The sequence below is a fragment of the Polyangium jinanense genome (assembly GCF_028435365.1).
Genome location: NZ_JAGTJJ010000002.1, coordinates 730,145 through 752,442 on the forward strand (window position 1 = coordinate 730,145; position 22,298 = coordinate 752,442).

17 protein-coding genes are annotated in these 22,298 nt (G+C 69.5%); 6 read left to right on the forward strand and 11 right to left on the reverse strand.

Going from position 1 to position 22,298, the window contains the following annotated elements; translation table 11 throughout:
- Positions 1-5: 5 nt before the first annotated feature.
- Positions 6-1,211: a radical SAM protein gene (locus KEG57_RS08055; RefSeq protein WP_272417472.1), complete on the reverse strand. Its 1,206-nt coding sequence runs from the start codon at positions 1,209-1,211 to the stop codon at positions 6-8.
- Between the two features lie 148 nt (positions 1,212-1,359).
- Here KEG57_RS08055 and KEG57_RS08060 point away from each other — a divergent pair, with 148 nt between their 5' ends.
- Together KEG57_RS08060 and KEG57_RS08065 are read left to right on the forward strand one after the other, a co-directional pair.
- Complete coding sequence (locus KEG57_RS08060; protein WP_272417473.1) at positions 1,360-4,248, forward strand: DUF4175 domain-containing protein; 2,889 nt, start codon at positions 1,360-1,362, stop codon at positions 4,246-4,248.
- Between the two features lie 11 nt (positions 4,249-4,259).
- Entirely contained in the window at positions 4,260-5,780 is a 1,521-nt protein-coding gene (locus KEG57_RS08065) for a hypothetical protein (protein WP_272417474.1), read from the forward strand.
- Positions 5,781-5,789: 9 nt separating this feature from the next.
- On the opposite strand, the gene KEG57_RS08070 is transcribed toward KEG57_RS08065, so the two are convergent.
- Positions 5,790-7,424 carry a sigma-54-dependent Fis family transcriptional regulator gene (locus KEG57_RS08070; protein ID WP_272417475.1) on the reverse strand — a complete coding sequence of 545 codons (1,635 nt, stop codon included), beginning with the start codon at positions 7,422-7,424 and terminating at the stop codon, positions 5,790-5,792.
- Positions 7,424-8,269 (reverse strand): MBL fold metallo-hydrolase, encoded by an 846-nt coding sequence (locus KEG57_RS08075; RefSeq protein WP_272417476.1) that lies wholly within the window; start codon positions 8,267-8,269, stop codon positions 7,424-7,426. The genes KEG57_RS08070 and KEG57_RS08075 overlap by 1 nt, the downstream gene beginning before the upstream one ends.
- A 390-nt stretch (positions 8,270-8,659) precedes the next feature.
- Here KEG57_RS08075 and asd point away from each other — a divergent pair, with 390 nt between their 5' ends.
- From asd to KEG57_RS08090, 3 genes are read left to right on the forward strand one after another with little or no spacing between them, the layout of a single operon-like run.
- On the forward strand, positions 8,660-9,499 hold the full coding sequence (asd, locus tag KEG57_RS08080) for an archaetidylserine decarboxylase (RefSeq protein ID WP_272417477.1): 840 nt from the start codon (positions 8,660-8,662) through the stop codon (positions 9,497-9,499).
- Positions 9,496-11,496, forward strand: coding sequence for a class I SAM-dependent methyltransferase (locus KEG57_RS08085; protein ID WP_272417478.1), 2,001 nt, complete (start codon positions 9,496-9,498; stop codon positions 11,494-11,496). The genes asd and KEG57_RS08085 overlap by 4 nt, the downstream gene beginning before the upstream one ends.
- Complete coding sequence (locus KEG57_RS08090) at positions 11,493-13,529, forward strand: FAD-binding oxidoreductase (RefSeq protein WP_272417479.1); 2,037 nt, start codon at positions 11,493-11,495, stop codon at positions 13,527-13,529. The genes KEG57_RS08085 and KEG57_RS08090 overlap by 4 nt, the downstream gene beginning before the upstream one ends.
- Before the next feature lie 12 nt (positions 13,530-13,541).
- On the opposite strand, the gene KEG57_RS08095 is transcribed toward KEG57_RS08090, so the two are convergent.
- From KEG57_RS08095 to rpmE, 6 genes are all read right to left on the reverse strand, one after another.
- Positions 13,542-14,024: an allene oxide cyclase family protein gene (locus KEG57_RS08095; RefSeq protein WP_272417480.1), complete on the reverse strand. Its 483-nt coding sequence runs from the start codon at positions 14,022-14,024 to the stop codon at positions 13,542-13,544.
- A gap of 17 nt (positions 14,025-14,041) precedes the next feature.
- A complete protein-coding gene (locus KEG57_RS08100; protein ID WP_272417481.1) occupies positions 14,042-14,380 on the reverse strand; it encodes a histidine triad nucleotide-binding protein in 339 nt (112 codons plus the stop codon).
- A gap of 30 nt (positions 14,381-14,410) precedes the next feature.
- Positions 14,411-15,004, reverse strand: a complete 594-nt coding sequence (locus tag KEG57_RS08105) for a hypothetical protein (protein ID WP_272417483.1) — start codon at positions 15,002-15,004, stop codon at positions 14,411-14,413.
- Complete coding sequence (gene prfA / locus KEG57_RS08110; RefSeq protein WP_272417484.1) at positions 15,001-16,092, reverse strand: peptide chain release factor 1; 1,092 nt, start codon at positions 16,090-16,092, stop codon at positions 15,001-15,003. Before prfA ends, KEG57_RS08105 begins: the two co-directional genes overlap by 4 nt.
- Before the next feature lie 16 nt (positions 16,093-16,108).
- A complete protein-coding gene (locus KEG57_RS08115) occupies positions 16,109-17,227 on the reverse strand; it encodes a DUF1385 domain-containing protein (RefSeq protein ID WP_272417485.1) in 1,119 nt (372 codons plus the stop codon).
- A gap of 102 nt (positions 17,228-17,329) precedes the next feature.
- Positions 17,330-17,542: a 50S ribosomal protein L31 gene (rpmE, locus tag KEG57_RS08120; RefSeq protein ID WP_136927255.1), complete on the reverse strand. Its 213-nt coding sequence runs from the start codon at positions 17,540-17,542 to the stop codon at positions 17,330-17,332.
- A 344-nt stretch (positions 17,543-17,886) separates the two neighbouring features.
- Between rpmE and dnaK the strand changes: the two genes are divergently transcribed.
- Positions 17,887-19,791 carry a molecular chaperone DnaK gene (gene dnaK, locus KEG57_RS08125; RefSeq protein ID WP_272417486.1) on the forward strand — a complete coding sequence of 635 codons (1,905 nt, stop codon included), beginning with the start codon at positions 17,887-17,889 and terminating at the stop codon, positions 19,789-19,791.
- A 99-nt stretch (positions 19,792-19,890) separates the two neighbouring features.
- Here dnaK and KEG57_RS08130 read toward each other — a convergent pair whose 3' ends face one another.
- Both KEG57_RS08130 and KEG57_RS08135 read right to left on the reverse strand, forming a co-directional pair.
- Entirely contained in the window at positions 19,891-21,759 is a 1,869-nt protein-coding gene (locus tag KEG57_RS08130) for a serine/threonine-protein kinase (protein ID WP_272417487.1), read from the reverse strand.
- 52 nt (positions 21,760-21,811) lie between these two features.
- On the reverse strand, positions 21,812-22,234 hold the full coding sequence (locus tag KEG57_RS08135; protein ID WP_153820869.1) for a hemerythrin domain-containing protein: 423 nt from the start codon (positions 22,232-22,234) through the stop codon (positions 21,812-21,814).
- Between the last annotated feature and the right edge of the window lie 64 nt (positions 22,235-22,298).

Below are 22,298 nucleotides of genomic sequence, written 5' to 3' on the forward strand. Positions count from 1 at the left end.
ACATCCTAGACCCCGTTCGGTCCGTCCTCGGGCAGGGCGATATCGACGCGCTCCATCGATACGCCGAGGGATTCGGCCTTTTTCGCCTCGCTCTTGCGCTTCGCCTCGAAGAGCCGGAGGCCCTTCTCCGTCACGATGCCGACGGGCGGCGCATCCGGCGGGCGCATTTCCTCGGCGGACGCGTGTGGTTTGTCCTCGCCCGAGCGCGCGGCGGCGAGGCGATGTTCAAAATCCTTTTTCCATGCGGGCAAGGTGCGCAGTGGATAACTCGGATCGCTCGGGTCGGTGATGATCGTATCGACGACCGCGTCCATGGAGACGAAGACGGGATAAAGCTCCTCGGGGTCGTAGGCCGCGCCGCGATCGAAGAGGCCGCCGCAGATCGGGCGGAGCGTGCAATGGTTGCAGGCGGGCGCGTAAATGTGCTCCCAGTCCGTCTGGCGGACGGTCTGCTTGTTGTCGAGGAAATGCACGATGCGCTCCTCGCCCTTCACGATCTTGCGCGTCTCGGTGCTCGCCCAGGCGAACTCGGTCATGTAGCAGAGCGGGACCTTTTCCACGCGGAACGAGCGGCCCGAGGCGTGGAGCTTGCGCATCGCGCGCTGGAGCGAGACCTCGAAATCGGAGAGGCGCGGCGTGAATTGCGCCTGGTTCACCTCGGCGCGGCCCATCGAAGGGTCGAGGTTGTTCCACACGAAATGGCGCACGTACGGGTGGTGCGTGATAAAGTGGTCGATGTTCTCGTCGAGGTGATCGGCGTTCAGCTTGTTGATCACGCAGTTGATGTTGACCTCGATCCCATTCTCGTGGGCATTGCGCACGGCGGCGAACGCCTTCTCCAGCGTGCCGTCCGTGCCGCGGAGGATTGCCTCGACGTCGGGGCGCACCGAATACACGGACACGTGCACGAGCCGCACGCCCGCCTCGGCCAGGCTGCGCGCGAATTCGGGATCCGCGAGGCGCGAGCCGTTCGTGATCATGCGCACGTGGAGGCCCTGCGCGGAGGCATACGCCGCGATGCGCGGCAGCTCCGGGTGCAGCGTGGGCTCGCCGCCGGTGAGGATGACCCCGAAATACCCGCGTTTCACCAGATCGTCGACGAGCACCTTCATCGTTTCGAAGGTGTGCACGTAGGGCGTCGTCGGGTTCGAGCAGAACCCGCAAAAATGGTTGCAATGCCGGACGACCTGGATGTAGCCGATGTTCGCCAAGCGAGATCTCCCGGATGTCGGGATGCGTGAGCAAGCAGGAGCCCGGGCGCCGCAAGGACGAGGGCCGCTCTCGCATCGTACGGGAGGCGCCCGAGGGCGGCAACGGAGGGGAGAAGCGACGAGCCTCCGGTCTGCTACGTTCTCCGCCGTGGAGCACGACGTCCCGGTTGCCTTGCTCGCCCAGCTTCGTTCCACCTGGGAAGCCGAGATCCGTCCCTCCGCGCGCCGCGCGCTGACCGCGCTCGCCGCCGCCCTGGTGATCGGCCTGGCTCACCTCGCCCGCCGAGGGACGCCAGCCGTGCGAGCGACCGTGGCCGCGCTGCTCGCCGCGTTCTGCGTGTTCCTCGTGGCCCGCGCGATCGTGCTGCATCGGCGTCGGCAAGACCCGCGGCGCACGATCCTGGAGACGATCGGTCCGACGGACCCGGAGCTCGCCGCCGCGACGGTACGAGGCCTCGGGCTCGTGGAGCAGACGGCGAAGGACGCGACGCGTGGATCGCCGTCGCTCGCGCGTCTGCACCTGGCGCGTTTGCTCAGCCGCGCGTCGATCGAGCGTATCGCGGAGCGTGCTTCCGTCACGGCGCGGCGCTGGTCCGTGGCGGGCCTCGTGTTCGCGCTCGTGGCCGTGTTCGGCGCGGCGATCGAGCAACGCGTGATCGAGGGGCTCGATGTGCTCGTGGCGCGGGGCGGCGAGGCGCCGCTGCCGCTCGCGTACCTCGAGGACGTGAACATCGTCGCGAAACCGCCCGAGTACCTGCATCAGCACGGGCGCGTGATCGACACGTTCGAGGCGACGTCGCTACCGCGCGGGACGATGATCACGGTGCACGGGCGCCCGACGTACCCGAGCCGCACGCTCGTGCTGACGGACGGCAAGGTGGAGGTGCCGTTCGCGTTCGATGGCGTGGGCGGCGTGGTGGCGCGGTGGGAGCTCGGTGAGACGGCGACGCTCCGGATCGCGGCGCGGTTCGGCGACGTGCGGATTCCGCAGGCCGATGAGCAACAGGTGACGTCGATCCCGGACCTCGCGCCGAAGGTCTTGGTGGAGGACGCGCCGCGCACGGTGCGGATGCTCGACGAGCCGGAGATCGTCGTGTCGTACGAGGCGACGGACGATCACGGCCTGCGCGAGGTGGATCTCGTGTACCGCTCGGGCGGGCGCGAGGCGCGGCGCGTGTTGTCGCGGCCGCAGGGTGATCCCAGGTCGGATCGAGGATCGCACCGGATCGTCTTCAGCGGCGACGCGTTCTTCAAGCGCAACTTCCTGCCTGTCGAGATCACGGTGGAGGCGCGCGACAACGATCCGATCGTCGGATCGAAGTGGGGCAAGAGCGCAGCGATCGTGGTGATCCCGCCGCAGGTCGGTGAGCCGGAGGCGCTCCGGTATGAAGCGCTCGTGCGGGCGCGCGACGCGCTCACGGACCTCGTCGCGATGCGGCTCGTGGAGGACGCGCCGAAGGGCGCGCAGAACGCCGATCACGTGAAGAAGGAGCGCGAGGCGCAGGAGAAGGCGCTCGGCGTGGTGGAGGAGGCGCTCGCCGGGACGTACGGCGGTTTGCGGTTTCCGCGTCGCGCACTCGCGCTCGCGCGCGGGCAGCTTCGCAGGCTCGAGGTCGCGCTCGCGGAGGAGCAGAAGCAGCCGTCGGCCACGACGCACCAGAAGCTCGTCGAGGAGAGCGAGGAGGTGCTGCTCGCGATCGACGCGGCCGCGCGCTCGCTCGGGACGTCGGACACGCGTCGTGTGGCAAAGCGGCTCGCGGTGGTCGCGGACGAGGCCGCCGAGGCGACGGCCGTCGCGGCAGGGCAACGCGGGAGCGATACGGCGAACGGCGTGGTGCGGCTCGACGCGGCAGTGACCGTGCTCGACGGGGGAGGGAAGCAGCTCCTTAGGCTCGGGACGCTCGGGCTGGATCTCGGGGAGATCGTGGCGAATGGGCTCCGGCGGATCGATCGGGCGCGGAAGGCGAACGATCTGTTTCATGCGGAGCTCGCGGCAAGAGACCTCGCGGCGCGTCTGCGAAATCCGGATCCGTCGTTCGCGGGTGGCGGCGGGAGCGGGAGCGGGACGGAGTCGGCCGCGGGCGGGAGCGGGACGGGCGACGGCGATCCTTCGAGCGCGGACGATGCGGCCGAGGCGGGCGAGCAAGAGCTCGAAGACCTGATCCGCGAGCATGCGAACGAGCTCGAAGACGTGGAGCAGGCGCTCGAACGAGCGTTCTCGCAGGACGAGCTCGACGAGCTGAAGGACGAGGCGAAGAAGCACGCGGAGGCGATCCGCGAGGCGATCAAGGATCTGCCGAGGCGCGCGGGCGAGCCGGGTTCGGCGACGGCCGCGGGCAAACAAGCGCGTGACCTCGCGGAGTCGATGGCCGACGCGCTGGAGCAAGGTCGTCCGCGCGACGCGGTGCAGAGCGGCAAGGAGGCGATGCGCGCGCTCGAAGACGCGAAGAAGCGCGGGCAATCGGCCCAGGAATGGGACCTCGGCGAGCAGAGCGCCGGTCGCGAGGCGGAGCGAGCGCGGCCAGGCCTCGGCGAGGAGCTCGCGTGGGCGGAGGAGGCGCTCGAAAAGCTGCGGAAATCGGCCGCGGAGCGCGCGAAGGGCGACCTCGAGAAGAGCGGCAAGCGCGAGGCGCAGATGGCCGAGCGCGCGCGCAAGCTCGGGGAGAAGGGAGCGGCGGGTGATGGAAGTCTGCCCGAAGAGACGCTCGATCTGCTCGACCGCGCGGAGAAGAGCATGCGTGACGCGGAGCGCGCGCTCGCCGAGGGGGACGGCGAGGCGGGGCTCGAACATCAGCAGAACGCGCAGCGGCTTTTGGAGATGGCGCGCGGCGAGCGGAACAACGAAGAGAACGAGAACAGCCAGGAGCGGTCCGAGTCGAGTGATGGCCCGATGGCGAAGAAGGCGGACATCCCCGGCAAAGAAGGGCACAAGGGCCCCGACGCGTTCCGCAAGCGCGTGCTCGAAGGGCTCGGCGGTTCGTCGGATCCGCTGCTGAAGGAAGCCGTGAAGCGTTACGCGGAGGGGCTCCTGCGATGAGGTCTGTCGCGATGCGGAAGGTTCTTCTGGGCGCGCTCGCGGTCGTGACGTCGATGAGCGTCACGGCGGCGAGCGAGGCGTACGTGCCGCTGCTCGGCGATCTCGATCGGGCGCGGCGCGCGCGGGAAGCGACGCTGGAGCTCGATGTAGCAGCGGCGCGCAAGATTCTGGACGGCGCGGACACGTCGGACACGGCGCTCGCGCTCGAAACGGCGCGGCTCCTGCTCTACGAAGGCGACTGCGACGGGGCCGTGGCCGTGCTGTCGCGGCCGGACCTGACGAACCGGCCGGAGGCGATGGACCTCGGCGACGTGTCGCGCGGATGCGCGCGCGCGACGGCCGGGACGGTGACGGTGCGCGACGACGAGCGCGGCGTCATCGTGCGGTTGCAAGACGACGAGGATCGCGCGCTCGTGCCGCTGATCGTGGACGTGGCACTCAAGGCTCGCGAGAACCTCGCGAAGGAGCTCGGCGTGGAGCTTCCCTTGCCGATGCGGATCGATCTCGTGCGTGATCAGTTCACGCTCGCGGCGATGACGGGTTTGCCCGAGGAGGCGGCGCAGACGACGGGCACGGTGGCCGTGGCGAAGTGGGGGCGCGTGACGATGATCTCGCCGCGCGCCACGACGAACGGTTACGCGTGGCTCGACACGCTGGCGCACGAGCTGACGCACCTCGCGCTCACGCGGGGCACGCGCGACAAGGCGCCCTTGTGGTTGCAAGAAGGCGTGGCGAAGCGGCAGGAGGTGCGGTGGCGCGAGAAGGAGCCGCTCGATGATTTCCCGGCGGCCGACGTGGTCGCGCGCGTGGGCCTCGACAAGGGGCTCGGCGTGGAGCTCGACAAGATCGGGCCGTCGATCGCGATGCTGCCGTCGGCAGAGCAGGCGCAGGTGGCCTTCGCCGAGGTGGCGAGCTTCGTGCGGTACTGGGCGCGCGAGGCCGGAGAAGAAGCGCTGCCGCAGCTCGTGGTGCGTCTCAAGGCGGCCGAGAGCTCGAAGGATTTCGAGCAGGCGATCGCCGACGTGAGCGCAGCGGACTTCCAGACGTGGGTGAAGCGCTGGCGCGGGCACATCACGAGCCTGCCGAAGGATCTGCCGCCGGAGCTCGAGCCGGGCGCGATGCCGGCGAACGTGAAGGAGATCGCGCGGAGAATCCGGCTGGGGGAGCTCTTGCAGGGTCGAGGGCACGCGCGGGCGGCGTCGATCGAGCGGGCGCGCGCGCATGCGCTCATCCCGCACGAGGCGTCGGTGCGGTGCCACCTCGCGGAGTCCTTGCTCGCGATGGGCGACACGCAGAACGCCGCGCCGCTCGTGGAGCGTATCGACGACGTGTACAACCGCTTCGGGCGGTGGCACTCGCTGAACGGTCTCTTGCACCCGGACGCGAGCGATCTCGATCGCCCGTTCCGCTTCGGCATCGCGCTCGACCCGCTCGAACCCGCGGTGGCGTGCGAGGAGAAGGCCGCGCCGGAGTTGCCGAAAGACGCGATCCGCGCGGCGATCTGCGAAGCCGCGCGCCGCATGCCTCGTTAGGAATCGTCGTCAGTCGTCGTCGCCGCGGCTGTGCGAGCCGCCGAGGAGTGAGTCGGGCCCGCGTGAGGTCGGGCCTCCGCCGTGGCGGCGCGAGAGGGCGCGCGCGATCGTGTTTCGACCGACGCCGAGCCTGCGCGCGGCCTCGGTTTTGTTGCCGTCGCACGCGGCCACCACCGAGCCGACGTAGCGCTCGATGGCGTCGTCGAGCGAGAGGTGGAGCGGCAAGCGGACCTCCTCTTCGCTGCTCGAGCGCCCGTCGGAGATGGTCGTCGGGCGCCTGCGGGGCAGGTGCGCCGGCGTGATGCGGCCGTCGGGCGCGAGCGCGATGGCGCTCTCGATCCAGTGCTCGAGCTCGCGCACGTTGCCCGGCCAGGTGTGGCTGCCGATGGCGGCGAGCGCGGCCGGATCGAACGTGGGCGTCGGCCTTCCGTAGCGCTGCGCGTAGAGGTCGGCGAAGTGCCGCGTGAGCGCCTCGATCTCCTCGCGACCGCGCGTCCTGAGCGGCGGCAGCTCGATCTCCACGACACGCACGCGGTAGTAGAGGTCCTCGCGGAAGCGACCCTCGGCGACGGCCTTCTCCAGATCGCGGTGCGTCGCGCACACGACACGCACGTCGCCGCGCATCGTGTTGCGCCCGCCGACCCGCTCGAATGTACGATCCTGAAGGAATCTGAGGAGCTTGCCCTGGATGTCGAGCGGCAGGTCGCCGAGCTCGTCGAGGAACAAGGTGCCGCCCTCGGCGAGCTCGACCTTGCCCGGGACGCGACGATCCGCGCCTGTGAACGCGCCACGCTCGTGGCCGAAGAGCTCGCTCTCGACGAGCTGCGCGGGCAGGGTCGTGCAGTCGACCGTGACGAACGGGCGCGCCTGGCGCCGAGAGTTCACGTGAATCGCGCGGGCGAACAGGCCCTTGCCGGTGCCGGTCTCGCCACGCAGAAGCACCGTCGCGTCGGTCTGCGCGGCGAGCTGGATCTTCTCGTAGACGGCCGTGATCGGCGCGCTGCGGCCGACGATGCGGTTGAACGGACCTTGCAGCACGAGGCCGGGATTGCCCCCGTCGGCCGCGCGCAGCGTGGTCATCGTGAGCGCGCGGGCGAGCTGGCTCGCGAGCGCGACGAGGTACCGCTCGTCCTCCTCGTCGAAGCTGCCGCCGCCCTGCTTGTTGAGGAGCTGCACCACGCCGCGCACCGGTGCGCGCGCCTCCTCGCGGATCGGCGCGACGAGCATCGAGCGCGTCGTGTAGCCCGTGGCCCGGTCCGCCGTCGGATCGAAGCGCGGGTCGGTCGCGGCGTCGCCGACGCGCACGACCTCGCCCGTGCGGGCCACGTATCCCGCGATGCCACGGCCGAGCGGAAGGCGCAGCGCGGGCAGCTCGGGCAGGAGCGCCACGCGCGTCACGAGGTCGCCTTGCTCGGCGTCGACGAGCCAGATCGTCGCGCGGTCGGCGAACATCGCCTGCGCGAGGCGCTCGCACGCGGTGCCGAGGAGCGCGTCGAGGTCGACCTCGCGCGCGAGGAGCGATGCGAGATCGACGAGGAGGGAGAGGCGCGACATGGAGCCTGGGGCGAGCTCGAGCATAAGGTGCCACGCCGCCGACGTCACCATCGTCGGCTCGTCCCGGACGCGGAGCGCGGGCAGGCCCATCAGGCCGCCCTGGCGATGGAGTCGAGGCCGATGACCATGCCCTCGCGCGCGGCGACGGCGTTCGGGAAGAGCTCGCGCGTCCTCTGCTCGAGGTCCAAGACCCCCGCGTCCGAGCGGCGCGGGTCGTGGTGGAAGAGCACGTACTGCCCGACGCCCGCCGCCTTCGCGAGCTCGACGCCGGCCACGTACGTCGAGTGACCCCAGCCGACCTTGGAGTTGCCCGGCGCTGTGCCGCGGTACTCGTCGGGCGTGTACTGCGAGTCGTAGATCAGGACGTCGGCGCCCCGCGAGAGCGCGTAGAGCTCGGGGTCGATACACGCGAAGTGCTCGGTGTCCGTCGCGTAGACGACGCTCCGGCCGTTCCAGTCGAGGCGGTACGCGAACGAGCCGCCCGGGTGGTTCTGGCGGGCCACACGCACGACGACGTCGTTGATCTGGAAGCGCTCGCCGCTCCGGACCTCGCGCCAGTCGATCTTCGCGCCGAGCTGGTCGAGCCGCACGGGGAAGACCGGCGCCGTCATCTGGTAGGCGAGCGCGTCGCGCAGCGACATCACGCCGTTCGCGCTGCCGACCACCTGGATGTTCGAGCTCGGCACGTACGCCGGGACGAAGAAGGGGATGCCCTGGATGTGGTCCCAGTGGACGTGCGAGAGGAGCAGCGTCGCCTCGACCGACCCCTCGCGCATGAGCTTGTCGCCGAGCGCGCGGATGCCCGTGCCCGCGTCGAGGATGAACTTCGTCGAGCCGCAGCGAACCTCGACGCAGCTCGTGTTGCCGCCGATGCCGATCGTGTCCGGACCCGGAGAAGCAATGCTGCCGCGAACGCCCCAGAACGTGATCTCCATGTGATTCCTCCTCGTCGTTGCCTTCGATGCCTCCCCTTTGCGAAGGCCGTGCCGACGCGAAATCCCGCCCTTTTCCCGCAGATCGCGAGGAAGCCTCGCCGGCACTGCACCAAGACCGAGCGGCGCCGCGCCGAAACGGATCGCCCCATGCGCGGCACCCCAAAGGCGGGCGCCCGTCCACGTTGACGAGGGGGTGCGGGGCCGTCATGTTGGTCCGAACACACACACGCCTCACGACCCAACCGTCCAGGCGCACCCATCCGTGCGTCGGGCAGCAGGGTCGTACGAGTGAAACCCCGTGAAAACCGATTCCGCGGTCGCGCTCCGCCGTTGACCCTAATCCCGCCCGGTGCCTAAGCTCCGCCAGGCCGACTTTTTCCGATCTCTACGATGATCGCCACGTACGCTGCCGCCCAGATCCTGCGTGCGCTCCCGCGGGAGCGCATCACCCGTGCCGTAGGCCGTCTCTGCGACCTCCCGTTACCCCAAGCGGTCACGTCCGCGGTGGTCGGGATCTACGCCCGCGCCTATCGCGTCGACATGGCCGAAGCCGTGTGCCCCGAAGGGGGCTTCTCGTGCTTCGACGCCTTCTTCACGCGCCCCTTGCATGACGGCGCCAGACCCCTCTGCCCCGACGAGGGGGCCCTCCTCAGCCCAGCCGACGGGCGCATCGACTCGTTCGGGCTCATCGAACGAGACGGCGTCTTCCGGGTGAAGGGCAAGGACTACTCCGCCCTCGACCTCGTCGGCGACGCCGAAGACGCGCGCCGCTACGAGGGCGGTCAGTTCGCGATCGTCTACCTGAGCCCGCGCGACTACCACCGCGTGCACGCCCCCGCCGGCGGCACCATCTCGCTCGTGCGCTCGTTCCCCGGCGAGTACTTCCCCGTGAACTCGATCGGCGAGATGCACGTGCCGAAGCTCTTCTCGGTGAACCGCCGCGTCGCGATCTGCATCGACACGGAGGCGCACGGGCGCATCACCGTGGTGATGGTGGCCGCGATGATCGTCGGTCGTATCACGGTGAGCGGGATCGAGGCGCGCGACGTGCCGTACGGCGAGCACACGATCGCGCCGGGGTACGCCGTCAAGCGCGGGGACGAGATCGGCATGTTCCATCTCGGCTCGACCGCCGTTCTCTTCGTCGAGCCGGGCAAGGCCCGTCCCTGGGGGATCCAGGGCGGTCCGATCCGGATGGGCGAGTCTCTGCACGGAGCCGACAGCCGATGAACGAGACACCTCCCCGCGGGATTGAAGATTCCACGGCGACGCAAACCTCGAACGGGATCGACGGGCCCCCTCCCGGCGTCCCGGACGTCGCCGGTGCCGTGGGGAGCGTGGACGGGGCGCCGCCTCGTCCCCTTCCGCCCCGCCCGGGAGGCAGCGTCCCGGCGCCGCCGCGCCCCTCGCGCGTGCCCGCGAGCGCCTCGTCCCCGCCGCCGCGCCCGAACACCAACGTCCCGCCGCCCCGCGCGTCGAACCCGCCCGCAGCGGCCCCCGTGCCCGCGGTGCCCCCCGCGCCCGCGGTGCCCCAGATCGAGACGCCCACGGAGACGCCGGCCGCCGCCGCCGTCGAGCCGGAGCGCGCCGCGCCCCCGCCGCTGCCGCGCCGTCGCTCGCGCCGCGCGGTGAGGACCGAGGACGACACGATGCCCGCGTCCGAGGGGCAGATCGTCCTGCCGGACGACACGGCGACGCCGGCACCGGAGCCCGTGGCCGAAGCCGCGCCGCCCGAGCCGCTCCCCGCTTCGCCGGATGCGAGCGCCGAGGTCATCCAGCCGATGCGGATCCTCTCGGTCGGTGAGGATCTTCCGCCCGTCAAGGTCTATTCGGAGCCGCCGCCCGCGATGCCCGCGGCCGAGGCGACGACGTCGAAGCCGCGGGGCTCGTGGGTCCCGCCGGCCAAGCTCCCCGGAGAGGAGCTCGTCGAGGAGGGCTGGACGCCGCGTCCGCCCGAGGTCGCGGTCCTCACCGCGCAGTTCGCGGCCGAGCAGGCGCAGACCGTGGCGTTCGCGCCGCCGCCCGCGGCCCCGCCCCGACCCGCGATGGACACGCCGGTCACGCCGATCGAGAAGCTCGAGGCGGCTCCGCGGGCGAAGTCGCTCGAATCGGCGCCCGAGCTCGTGGTCGAGGTGGCCGAGGAGGAGGCGGACGAGGACCTCGTTTCCGCCGTCGCCGAGGAGGCCAGGGCGGACGAGGTCGAGGCGTTCGAGGAGATCGAGCCCGAGCGTGTCTCGGAGGGCGAGCGAAAGGCATCTCTGGCGGACGCGCAGCAGGCGTCCGCGCCGAAGAAGCCGCCGCCCCCGCCGCCGCCGCCGAGGCGTCAGGCGCCGACGGTCCCCGACCCGGGCGTCGTGCCGACCACGTCGACCTCGCTCCCGCCGCCCAAGGCCCCGCCCCCGCCGCCGGCCGCGCAGGCGACCCCGCCGCCTGCGGCTGCGTCATCCAAGCCGCCCAGCCTTCCTGAGCCGAGCCGCCGTCGTCAGCGCCCCTGGTGGGAGGACCTCTTCGACGACGACATGATCCGCACGATGGATCGCACCGAGTCCAAGGTGATCCGTCGCGAGGCCGATTTCATCGAGGCGTGCCTTGGTCTGGAGAAAGGCGCGACGATCCTCGACCTCGCCTGCGGCACGGGCCAGCACGCTGTCGAGCTCGCGAGCCGCGGGTATGGCGTCGTCGGCTACGACCTCTCGCTCAACATGCTCGCGCTCGCGGCCGACGAGGCCCAGGGCCGCGCACAAAAACTCAATTTCCTGCAGGGCGACATGCGGGAGATGGCGTTCGACCAGGTCTTCGACGGCCTGTATTGCTGGTCGACGAGCTTCGGTTATTTCGACGACGAGAAAAACCTCGACGTCCTCCGCCGCATGCACCGCGCCTTGCGCATCGGCGGCATCCTCGTGCTCGACATCATCAACCGTGATTACGTGGTCCCTCGCCAGCCGAGCCTCGTCTGGTTCGAGGGCGACGGCTGCGTGTGCATGGATGAGATGCAGGTCGATTTCTTCACGAGCCGCCTCAAGGTCAAGCGCACGGCCATGTTCGACGACGGCCGTTCGCGTGAAATCGACTATTCGATCCGCCTCTACGCCTTGCACGAGATCGGCAAGATGATGCACGACGCCGATTTCAAGGTCGTCGAGGTCACCGGCCACCCCGCGCATCCGGGCGTCTTTTTCGGCTCGGAGTCGCCGCGGCTCGTCATCGTGGCCGAGCGCAAGTGAACCTCGAAGCGGCGCTCGGTCAGGCCCTGCCGAACCTCACGGTCTCGGCCTCGCCGGTCGATCGAATCGCCTACGCGCGCGATCTCTGGCCACGCCACCACCTCGCCGTCTCCGACGGCCGCATCGCCGACCACCGGCCCGGCGTGGTCGTCTGGCCAAACAACACGGAGGACGTCGCCTCCGTCGTCCGCTTCTGCGCGAAGGAAGGCATCCCGCTCGTCCCGTTCGGCGCGGGCTCGGGCGTGTGCGGCGGTGTTTTACCGGACGAACGCACGGTCGTCCTCGACCTGAAGCGCATGGACCGCGTCCGACGGCTCGACGCGGAGGCGGGCGTGCTCGACGTCGAGGCCGGCGCGCTGGGGATCCGGCTGGAAGAGGATCTCAATGCCGCGGGCCATACGCTCGGGCATTTTCCTTCGTCCATTCTCTGCTCGACCGTCGGCGGCTGGGTCGCTGCTCGCAGCGCGGGGCAATGCTCCGGGCTTTACGGCAAGATCGAGGACATGGTCGCCTCGCTCGAATGTGTGGTCGGCGAGGGCGAGATCGTCCGATTCGATCGCCGCCTCCACGGGCCCGACGCGACGCCGCTGATCATCGGCAGCGAGGGCGTGCTCGGCGTGGTCACCTCCGCGCGGCTCAGGCTCCACCCAGCGCCCGCGGCGCGCGCGTTCGGCGCCTTCTCGTTCCCGACGGTCGAGGCCGGCTGGGAGGCGATGCGGCAGATGTTCCAGAGCGGGATCCGCCCCGCGGTCGCGCGCCTGTACGACGTGTTCGATTCGTTCATCGCCCGCCTCGGTTCGGTGCGCCGGCGCAAACATGCCGGGCCGAAAAAGACGCTCGAAGAACGGGGCGAGGGCGCCGGGTTTGGCGCGGCTGTCCTGCGGCGGATCCTGCGCCGTCCGGGCGTGCTCAATCGAATCGTCGATGCGGCGCCGTCGGATTGGCTCGGCGGCGCCACGTTGATCCTGGTCTTCGAGGGGCAGGCCGCGCAGAGCGAGGCGGATCTCGTGCGGGCGAGGCAGATCGCGCTCTCGAGCGGCGCGCGTGACCTCGGCGAGGGGCCGGCCCGGCATTGGCTCTCGCATCGATACAGCGTGAGTTATCGGCAATCGCCGGTCTTCATGGCGGGCGCCTTCAGCGACACGATGGAGGTTGCGGCTCCGTGGTCGCGCCTCGGCGAGCTTTACCGCTCTGTGCGCGAGGCGCTCGGCAAGAACGTGTTTGTCATGGCGCACCTCTCGCACGCCTATCCGGACGGCTGCAGCATCTATTTCACGTTCGCCGGCAGCGCGCCCACGCCCGCCGCGATGGAATCCGTCTACGATTGGACCTGGCGCACCGCGCTCGACGCGGCGATCGGCGCGGGCGGCACGCTCTCGCACCACCACGGCGTGGGCCGCAGCAAGGCGCCGCGGCTCGGGGCCGAGCTCGGGCGCGGCATCGACGTCGTGCACGCCCTCCGGCACGTCCTCGACCCGCGCGGCATCATGAACCCCGGCAACCTCTTGCCACGCGACCCGCCCGAGCGTCGCCCCGTCCCGCCGCCGCCTCAGAGCCCCACGCTCGACCGCGCCTCGCTCCTCGTGCATGCGAGCGGCGAGGCCACGCTCGCCGAGGTGGAGACGTTTCTCTCTCGGTCGGGCCTCACGCTCGGACTCGGCAGCGGCGCGCCCGACCTCGCTGGGACGACCGTCGATGCTTGGCTCGCGCGTGGCGCCCCCGGCGCGCCCGATCCGTGGCTCGATCCGGCCGATCACCTCGTCGCCGGCTTCACCGCGCGCCTGCGTTCCGGCGCCGAATTCGAGGTGCGCCCCTCACCACGCCGCGCCGTCGGTCCCGACCTCTTCGCGCTCTTCTTCGGCATGAACGGCCGCGCTGGCGTGATTCGCTCGGCGCATTTGCGAGCGCATTCCAAAGATCCGCTCACCCGCCCGCGCCCGCTCGAAGCGCGCCTCGAACGCAATCCGCCGCTCGGCGCGACCGAGGCGGCCTGGATCGACCGAATGGCCGGGGCCGCCTCGCGCGTCGATTGACGGGGACGTCCCTCAATACGGGACGATCACGTGATACACGAAATCGTATTCGACCTTCGGCGGCGCCACGTCCCGGAAGCCGAGGTACATCTCGCCGCTCGCCTGCGCGTAGATGCCCGTGCCGCCGGTGATTGCGAGCACGGACTCCTCCGTGTCGAAGAACGGCCCGGCGACCGAGATCTGACCGTCGGCGAGGAACATCGTCCACTCGCACTCCCAGGACTTCCCGACCTCGGTGCGAATGCAATACCCCTGGTCCGTCGCGACCTGGTTTGCATTCGCCTTGTCGAACACCGGGTTCGCGAACGTGAGGATGTCGCCGACCGAATCCATCATCGCCACGTCCGTGTGCGTGACCGTCTCGTTGTCGGCGTGCTCGACGAGCTCGATCGTCTTCCTGATGTAATCCGGCGCCGGCGCGCCGTTGCTCTCGTCGCCGCAGCCCACGAGCGCGGCCGACGCGACCGCGCAACCCAGCAAGAAAACGTTTCGCATCGTGTCCCTCGCCTCGATCAGCCCGGCGGCCACGCGAGCGGCCTTCCGCCGAGCACGTGCACGTGGAGGTGATGCACGGTCTGACCCGCGTGCTGGCCGTGATTGACGACCACGCGGAAACCCGATTGCGAAAGCCCCGCGTCCTCGGCGATGCGACGCGCTGCGACGAGCAGCTTGCCGAGCACCGTGACGTGTTCGTCGGTCACCTCGCCGATCCCCGTGATGTGCTGCTTGGGAATCACGAGGACGTGGATCGGCGCCTGCGCGTTGATGTCGTGGAACGCTACGAGGTCATCGTCCTCGAGCACGAGCTTCGCCGGGATCTCTTTCTTCGCGATCTTGCAGAAGATGCACATCTCGTCCTCCCCGGATGCACGAAGCTCGCGTTATCGCTCGGTCGCCCCCTCGGGTAAAGAAGAAAGACCGGAAGGCGCGGGGGAAGGCGCACAAGCTTCCGTGGGCTCGTCACGTTCGTCCGGATCACACGGTTCGTCGAGGTCACAGGCCTCGTCCGTGGCGAGCGCGCCGCTCGACGTGAGCGCGGCGAGGTCCGGCGCGAGCTTGCGCAGGGTGTCCTCGATGCGCGCCCGCACCGGATCGTCCTCGCCGAGCGGCGCGAACGCCTTCTCGTCCGGCGGCGTCGCCGGCGCGATCGAACCCGCGCGGCACGCCAGGGCGTAACGCACGATCGAGAGCTCGAGCTCGGAGAGCGTCGTCGTGCGGCGCAGGTTCAGCGACGGGACGACATACGTAAATGTCGCGCCGCCGTCCTTCTGTTCGTCGATCGCGACGATGTGCCCGCGGCGCGCGGGATCGTTCTGCGTGACCTCGGCGATGACGCTGCGGAGGAGCTTGGCGCGACGGCGGACGCGGGCCGCCTCGGGGTCGGTGTAGAGCGCGAAGAAGCGATTGCGCGAGTACGTCCCCGGGACGAGCACGAGCGCGACGAGCAGCGCCTCGAGGTCGGGCCGCGCGATCATTCGATCTCGGCGGGGCGCTCCTGGGAGCCGCCCTGCTTCAGGAGCTCGGCCTGGCGATGCGTGCGAAGCGCGGCGATGAGCTCGTCGATGTCACCGTCCATGATGCGATCGAGCTTGTGCAGCGTGAGGCCGATGCGGTGATCGGTGACGCGGTTCTGCGGGTAGTTGTAGGTGCGGATCTTCTGCGATCGCTCGGCCGAGCCGACCATCGTGCGCCGCTCGGCGCTGAGCGCGTCTTCTTGCCGCTTGCGCTCGATGTCGAGCAGACGGCTCTTCAGCACCTTGAGCGCCTTCGCCTTGTTCTTGAGCTGCGAGCGCTCGTCCTGGCACTTCACGATGATGCCCGTCGGGATGTGGCGGATCTGCACGGCGCTGTTCGTCGTGTTCACGCCCTGTCCGCCGGGACCGCCGGAGGCCGCGATCGAGATGTCGAGGTCCTTGTCGTCGATCTGCACGTCGACGTCATCGGCTTCGGGCAGCACGGCGACGGTCGCGGTCGACGTGTGGATCCGGCCCTGCGCTTCGGTCGCGGGCACGCGCTGCACGCGGTGCACGCCGCCCTCGTAACGAAGGTGCGAATAGACGTCCTGGCCCGTGACGAGCGCGATGACCTCTTTGTACCCGCCCGCCGAGGCCTCGCTCACGCTGAGGATCTCGACCTTCCAGCGCTTCGTCTCGGCGTACCGGACGATCATGCGGAAGACGTCGGCTGCGAAGAGCGCCGCTTCCTCGCCGCCCTCGCCGCTTCGGATCTCGACGATCGTGTTCTTCGCGTCGTTCGGATCCTTCGGCAAAAGGAGCAATTCGAGCTCGCTCGTGATCACCTCGCGCTCGGCTTCGAGCTCGGGCAGCTCGGCGCGTGCGAGCTCGCCGAGCTCGGGATCGGCGAGCACCTCGCGGTCCTCCGCGATGCGACGCTCGACGTCGTTCAGGCGCGCGAACTGCGCCACGACGGGCTCGAGGTCCGTGCGCTCCTTGTTGAGCTTCTGCAGCTTCGCGTGATCGGCGAGCACCTCGGGCGAGCAGAGCAGGTGCTCGAGCTCCCGGAAGCGCCGCGCCACGGCTTCGAGCTTCGTGATCGGCAACATGGGGTAAGGTCCGAGTTCAGACGCGCGCGCCGACGTAACCCGGGTCTGCGAGGAGTCGGCCGTAATCGGGGAAGACGCGGTCGGGCACCTCGGCGGGCGCGCTCGTGGCCGCGGCTTCGCGCCAGAGCGTCGCGCGGAGCGACGCGAGCGCCACCTCGAGCTGCGCGGGCTCGGGCTCTGCGGTCGTGATCTTCTGGACGAGGAAACCCGGCCAGAGCAGGACCTGCAGCGGGCCCACGGTGCAGAAGCGCGCGAAGAAGCGCTGCAGCTCGTAGGTGATGGCGGCGATGAACGGCAGGAAGGGCAGCTTCATGAAGAAGAAGCCCACGCTCTGCGCGAGCCGTCCGCCGGGGATCGTCGGCAGGAGCGCGCCGATGGCCGAGAAGACGAGAATCGACACGAGCGCGACCATCACGAGGAACGTGGTGCCGCAACGCGCGTGGAGCGTGGTCTTCTTGGCCGCGTTCTCGACCGTGAGCTCTTCGTGGGCCTCGTAGGTCGAAATCGCCTTGTGTTCGGCGCCGTGGTACTGGAACACGCGGCGGATCTCGGCGACCTGCCGGATGAGCAGCATGTAGCCGACGACGATGAGGAGCTTCGCGGCGCCCGTGAGCGCCTGGAAGCCCGGCGAGCTGACGTCGAGGCCGAGCTTGAAGAGCTTGTTGATGCCCTCGGCGCCGGCCTGCGGTGCCGCGACGAACAGGCCCACGGCGAACAGGATCGAGATGAACCCGAACCCGCCCGCACCCTTGCTCCCCGTGGACGGGGCCGCCTCTCCGCCCGAGGTGACGAGCGAGAGGATGGGGAGCGAGAGCGCCGTGAGGATATTGCTCGCGGTCGGCGGCTTTTTCTTCGACGCCGGCTTGTCCTCGTCGTCCAGGTCTTGCTCGAAGAGATCGGCTGACCAGCGCAGGGCTTGCGAGCCGAGCTTGAGAGACTCGACGACGGTGACGATGCCGCGCACGAGCGGCCAGGTGCGCGGGCCTTGCGCGAGCGTGGGCGCGGCCCGTTCACGGACCACGAGCTCGCCCGAGCGTCTGCGGCACACGATGGAGAGCGAGCGAGGGGATCTCATCATGACCCCCTCGATCACGGCTTGCCCGCCGATGTACGGGCGCGCGACTTCCTGGCTCATCGGCAAGACTCTAGCGCGGGAAGTACCCGAGTGGGAGGCGCCCCCCCGCAGAGCGGGCGCCCCACGGGGGGAGACCGGCGGAATGGGAAATTCCGCGCGGGATCAGGTCGCCTTTTGCGTCTGCGCGTACTTCTTGCGGAAGCGGTCGACGCGGCCGGCGACGTCCATGACCTTCGCCTTGCCCGTGTAGAAGGGGTGGCACGCGGAGCAGATGTCGGTGGTGAAGCTGCCGCGGGTCGAACGGGTGACGACGACCGAGCCGCAGGCGCAGTTGATCGTCGACATGACGTAATTGGGGTGGATGCCTTGCTTCATGGCGCAGGTCCTTCCTCCGAAGAAGGGCCGAGCCTCTTAGCACGCACCTCCCAGAGATCGCAAGGGACGGCCATCACGAGCCGGCAGGTTCTTCGAGGACGTCCGGGCTCGGGCATGGATTTTTCCGAGTTCTGCCAGCGCTTCCGTTGACGTGAAGGAGCGTGTGGTTACTTTCGACCGCGAAGCGACCCGCAAAGCCGGAGCGACTCGAAAAATAAGAAGGATTTCGAAGGTTTCCGGCTCATTTACGTAGGGTTGTAGCGTTTCCAGGCAGGCTCTCCCCGGCCGCTCTGCCTCGCATGCGCCGAACTTCGTGCGCGACCGTCTCGGAGGAAAAAGGTTCCATGGGCAAGATCATCGGCATCGATCTCGGCACGACGAACAGCGTTGTCGCGGTGATGGAGGGCAAGGAGCCCAAGGTCATCGTCAACGAGGAGGGCTCACGGATCACGCCGTCGGTCGTCGCGTTCGACGACAAGGGCGAGGTGCTCGTCGGGCAGATCGCGAAGCGCCAAGCCGTCACGAACCCCCTCAACACGATCTACTCGGCCAAGCGCTTCGTGGGCCGCCGCTTCGAAGAGGTGAGCGAAGAGGTCAAGCGCGTCCCGTACAAGGTCGTGAAGGGCAAGAACGGCGACGCCATCATCGAGATCCGCGGCAAGCAGAACTCGCCGCCGGAGGTCTCGGCGAAGGTCCTGCAGAAGCTGAAGAAGGCGGCGGAGGACTACCTCGGCGAGAAGGTGACCGAGGCGGTCATCACGGTCCCCGCGTACTTCAACGACTCGCAGCGCCAGGCGACGAAGGACGCCGGCCGCATCGCCGGCCTCGACGTCAAGCGCATCGTCAACGAGCCGACCGCGGCCGCACTCGCGTACGGTCTCGACAAGAAGAACGACGAGGTCATCGCGGTCTACGACTTCGGCGGCGGCACGTTCGACATCTCGATCCTCGAGGTCGGCGACAACGTCGTGCAGGTCATCTCGACGAACGGCGACACGCACCTCGGCGGCGACGACGTCGACCACCTCGTGATGGATTGGCTGATCGCCGAGTTCAAGAAGGACACGGGCATCGACGTCTCGAACGACAAGATGGTCGTGCAGCGCCTGAAGGACGCGGCGGAGCAGGCGAAGATCGAGCTGTCGAACGTGCAGGAGACGACGATCAACCTGCCGTTCCTCACGGCCGACGCGTCGGGCCCGAAGCACCTGCAGAAGCAGCTCAGCCGCGCGAAGCTCGAGCAGATGATCCGGCCGCTCATCGAGCGGACGATGGAGCCCGTGCGCAAGGCGCTCGCGGACGCGAAGAAGACGCCGCAGCAGATCGACGAGGTCGTGCTCGTCGGCGGCTCGACGCGCATCCCGCTCGTGCAGGAGACGGTGAAGAAGTTCTTCGGCAAAGAGCCGCACAAGGGCGTGAACCCGGACGAGGTCGTGGCCGTCGGCGCCGCGGTGCAGGCGGGTGTGCTCTCCGGCGACGTGAAGGACCTCGTGCTGCTCGACGTCACGCCGCTCTCGCTCGGCGTCGAGACGCTCGGCGGCGTGATGACGGTGATGATCTCGCGCAACACGACGATCCCGACGCAGAAGAAGGAGACGTTCTCGACGGCGACCGACAGCCAGCCCTCGGTCGAGGTGCACGTGCTGCAAGGCGAGCGCACCGAGGCGCGGTACAACCGCACGCTGGGCCGCTTCCACCTGGAAGGCATCATGCCGGCGCCGCGCGGCGTGCCGAAGATCGAGGTGACGTTCGACATCGACGCGAACGGCATCCTCAGCGTGCACGCGAAGGACATGGCGACGGGCAAGGATCAGCGCATCACGATCACGGCTTCCGGCGGTCTCAAGGAGGACGAGATTCAGCGCATGGTCCGCGAAGCCTCCGAGCACGAGGCCGAGGACAAGCGTCGGCGCGAGGAGATCGAGCGGCGCAACAAGCTCGACAACCTCTGCTACCAGATCGAAAAGACGATCGCCGACAACAAGGACAAGGTGCCCGAGAGCGACGTGTCCGCGCTGAACGGCATCGTCGCCGAGGCGCGCCAGGCGATCGAGAAGCAGGACGACGCGGCCGTGCAGGCCTCGCTCGAGAAGCTCGAGAAGGAGATGCACCGCATCGCGAGCGTGATGTACGAGAAGGCCGGTCCGCAGGCCGGTGCGCCGCCCGGCAACGGTGGCGCGCCGCCCCCGCCCGCCGGTGGCAAGGGCAAGGACGGCGTCATCGACGCGGAGTTCGAAGAGGGCTCCTGATCCGTAGAAACGAGGACGCCCCGGCGAACACGCTCTGGCGTCTCTAAACGAAAAACCCCGCGCTGCGACCAGCAGTGGCGGGGTTTTTCCTTTTCCCTCTCAGTCCGCCGGCGGGACTTCGCTCGGCGGATCCGGGATGACGATCGTGCCGTCGTCGGGCGGCGGGTCGGGCTGCTTGGCCGTCGCCGTCGTCTTGGACGTGTTCGAGGGGGACGTCGTCTTCTTCGTGGTCGTGCCCGGCCTGCCCGTGGGCTTCTTCGTGGTCGGGATCGGCGAGCCGAAGCTCGCCGTGGGCGAAGGGACGGCGACCACGGCCGGCGGCTCGATGGGCTCGGGCGGAGGCGGCACCGACGCGGCCGGGACCGGGCCGGGCGGCAACATGTTCGACTGGACCACGACGTACGCGATGCCGCCCGCGGCCAGGACGAACGCCACGCCGACGAACGCGAGCACGCGCTTGCGGCGCGAGCCGTCGATCTCGGGAGGCGCGGAGATCCGATCGCCGCTGTCCACGCCCGGCGCCGTGATCGGCGCGGGATGCCGCGGGATCACCGCCTGCACGGGCTCCGGGGCTGGGGCCGAAGGACGAGGCGGGGGCGCGTCGAGCAGGCCCGCGGGAAGGACGGGCGCGCCGAGGTCGGAGAGGAACGGGTTCGCGGAGAGCGGCGGCGTCGCGCTCACGCGTTGCGCGGGCGCTGCAGCGGGCAGCGGCGTCGCGGCGGGCGAGGGCATCGGCGCGCGCACGCCGGAGGCGTGCTTCGGCGCGGGCGCGGGCGCTGGCGCGACGACGGCGGGAGGCGCCGTGGAGACGATGACCGGCGGCTCGTCGTCGAAGTCGAACTCGAAGTCGTCGATGTCCTCGGAGACGGGGCCGCGCGTCGTCGTGTCGGCGAGGACCTCGACGTCGGAAGGATCGAGCAGCTCCGTCTTTGCGCGCTCGGCGCGCGGGGGTGGTTTGGCCGGGGATGCGGTGGCGCGCGGAGGCAGCGCCGGGGCCTTCGAGCTCTTCGGCTTTGCGGTCGTGGGCGCGGGTGTGCCGGGCGACGACGTGGGCGCGACGGGCGGCGGGCGGATCGATGCGGGCCGTGGCGGCAGCTCGCCGCGCATCGCTTCGGGCACGGAGGCGACCACGCGGGCGAGGGCCTCGGCGAGCTCACGCGCGCTCTGGAAGCGTTTGCCCGGGTCCTTGTCGCAGGCCTTCGCGAACCACGCGTCGAACTGGGGCGGGACGCCTTTCCAGACCTTCGAGGGCACGGGTGGCTCGGCGACCGAGATCTTGATGAGCAGATCGCCGACGCCTTCGCTGTCGAAGGGCAGTTCGCCGACGACGCACTGGTAGGCGATGACGCCGATCGCCCAGAGATCGGTGCGAGAATCGATCTCGGAGATGCCCTTGACCTGCTCGGGGCTCATGTAGTGCGGCGTGCCGATGAGCGTACCGACGTTGGTGCGCTGCATGGTGGCCTTCGCCGGGTCGGTCACTTTCGCGACGCCGAAGTCGAGCACCTTCACGACCTCGTCGTCCTCGTTGTTGCAGAGGAAGACGTTTTCGGGCTTGAGATCGCGATGCACGATGCCCGCGGCGTGCGCGCGCGCGAGGGCGCGGCAGACCTGCGTGATCACCTTGGACGTCTCGCGCAGCGAGAGACGACCGCGCTTGTTGAGCCGCTCGAAGAGGTCTTCGCCGTCGAGCAGCTCCATCACGATGAAGGGCTGCCCTTCGTCGATGCCGTGATCGAGGATCTGGACGACGTGGGCAGAGCGGAGCTGCGCGGCGGCGGTGGCTTCGCGCTTGAAGCGCTCGACCGCGTCTTCGCGTTTGGCGAGCTCGGGGTCGATGAGCTTGACCGCGACTTCCGTGTTGAGGGCGAGGTGGTCCGCGATCCACACGGCCCCTTGCGAGCCCTGCCCGAGGGGTCGGACCAGCCGGTAGCGGGTGCTGAGGACGCGGCCTGCCTCGAGGCTCATCAGGAACCCACAGAGTACGTGGCGCCCGGGGCAGATGTCGAGAGCGCGGCGTTCACCCCGCGGTCTCCTTCATGAGATCACGCCAAGCTTCGTAGGTGAGCTCGGGATAGATGTAATCTCCCTCGAAGTTCGTGTGGTGCAGCATGCGGCGCGCCACATCGAAGATGAGCTGGCTCACGTCGTCACCGGGCCTCGCGGCGGCGAGCTTTTCGGCGTCTTCGCGGATCATCGCGTGGTGTCGCAGCGCGACTTGCACTTCGGCGCCGAGGCCGCGGCGGTCGAGCTGCGGGAAGACGGCGCGCTCCTCGTACGCCATGTGCCGTTCCATCGGGCCCTTGAGGAAGGCGACGAGGCTCTGACGCTCCGCGGAGGCCGCCTCGCGCGACTCCTGGGAGACCTTCATCAGCTTGCTCGCCATCTCGCGCGCGCGGTCCTCTTCCTCGAAGAGCGTCGCGAGCATGCGGTCGTATTCCATGTCGACTCCCTGGACTAAATCAATTTGCCGCGAGGGTCGAGAGGCGATTCGGAAAGCTGTCGCG

Coding starts and splice junctions, on each gene's coding strand:
- KEG57_RS08065 (WP_272417474.1), top strand. CDS start 4,260: ATGCGGAAGGTTCTTCTGGGCGCGCTCGCGGTCGTGACGTCGATGAGC.
- KEG57_RS08070 (WP_272417475.1), bottom strand. CDS start 7,424: ATGGGCCTGCCCGCGCTCCGCGTCCGGGACGAGCCGACGATGGTGACG.
- KEG57_RS08075 (WP_272417476.1), bottom strand. CDS start 8,269: ATGGAGATCACGTTCTGGGGCGTTCGCGGCAGCATTGCTTCTCCGGGT.
- asd (WP_272417477.1), top strand. CDS start 8,660: ATGATCGCCACGTACGCTGCCGCCCAGATCCTGCGTGCGCTCCCGCGG.
- KEG57_RS08085 (WP_272417478.1), top strand. CDS start 9,496: ATGAACGAGACACCTCCCCGCGGGATTGAAGATTCCACGGCGACGCAA.
- KEG57_RS08095 (WP_272417480.1), bottom strand. CDS start 14,024: ATGCGAAACGTTTTCTTGCTGGGTTGCGCGGTCGCGTCGGCCGCGCTC.
- KEG57_RS08100 (WP_272417481.1), bottom strand. CDS start 14,380: ATGTGCATCTTCTGCAAGATCGCGAAGAAAGAGATCCCGGCGAAGCTC.
- KEG57_RS08105 (WP_272417483.1), bottom strand. CDS start 15,004: ATGATCGCGCGGCCCGACCTCGAGGCGCTGCTCGTCGCGCTCGTGCTC.
- prfA (WP_272417484.1), bottom strand. CDS start 16,092: ATGTTGCCGATCACGAAGCTCGAAGCCGTGGCGCGGCGCTTCCGGGAG.
- KEG57_RS08115 (WP_272417485.1), bottom strand. CDS start 17,227: ATGAGCCAGGAAGTCGCGCGCCCGTACATCGGCGGGCAAGCCGTGATC.
- rpmE (WP_136927255.1), bottom strand. CDS start 17,542: ATGAAGCAAGGCATCCACCCCAATTACGTCATGTCGACGATCAACTGC.
- dnaK (WP_272417486.1), top strand. CDS start 17,887: ATGGGCAAGATCATCGGCATCGATCTCGGCACGACGAACAGCGTTGTC.
- KEG57_RS08130 (WP_272417487.1), bottom strand. CDS start 21,759: ATGAGCCTCGAGGCAGGCCGCGTCCTCAGCACCCGCTACCGGCTGGTC.
- KEG57_RS08135 (WP_153820869.1), bottom strand. CDS start 22,234: ATGGAATACGACCGCATGCTCGCGACGCTCTTCGAGGAAGAGGACCGC.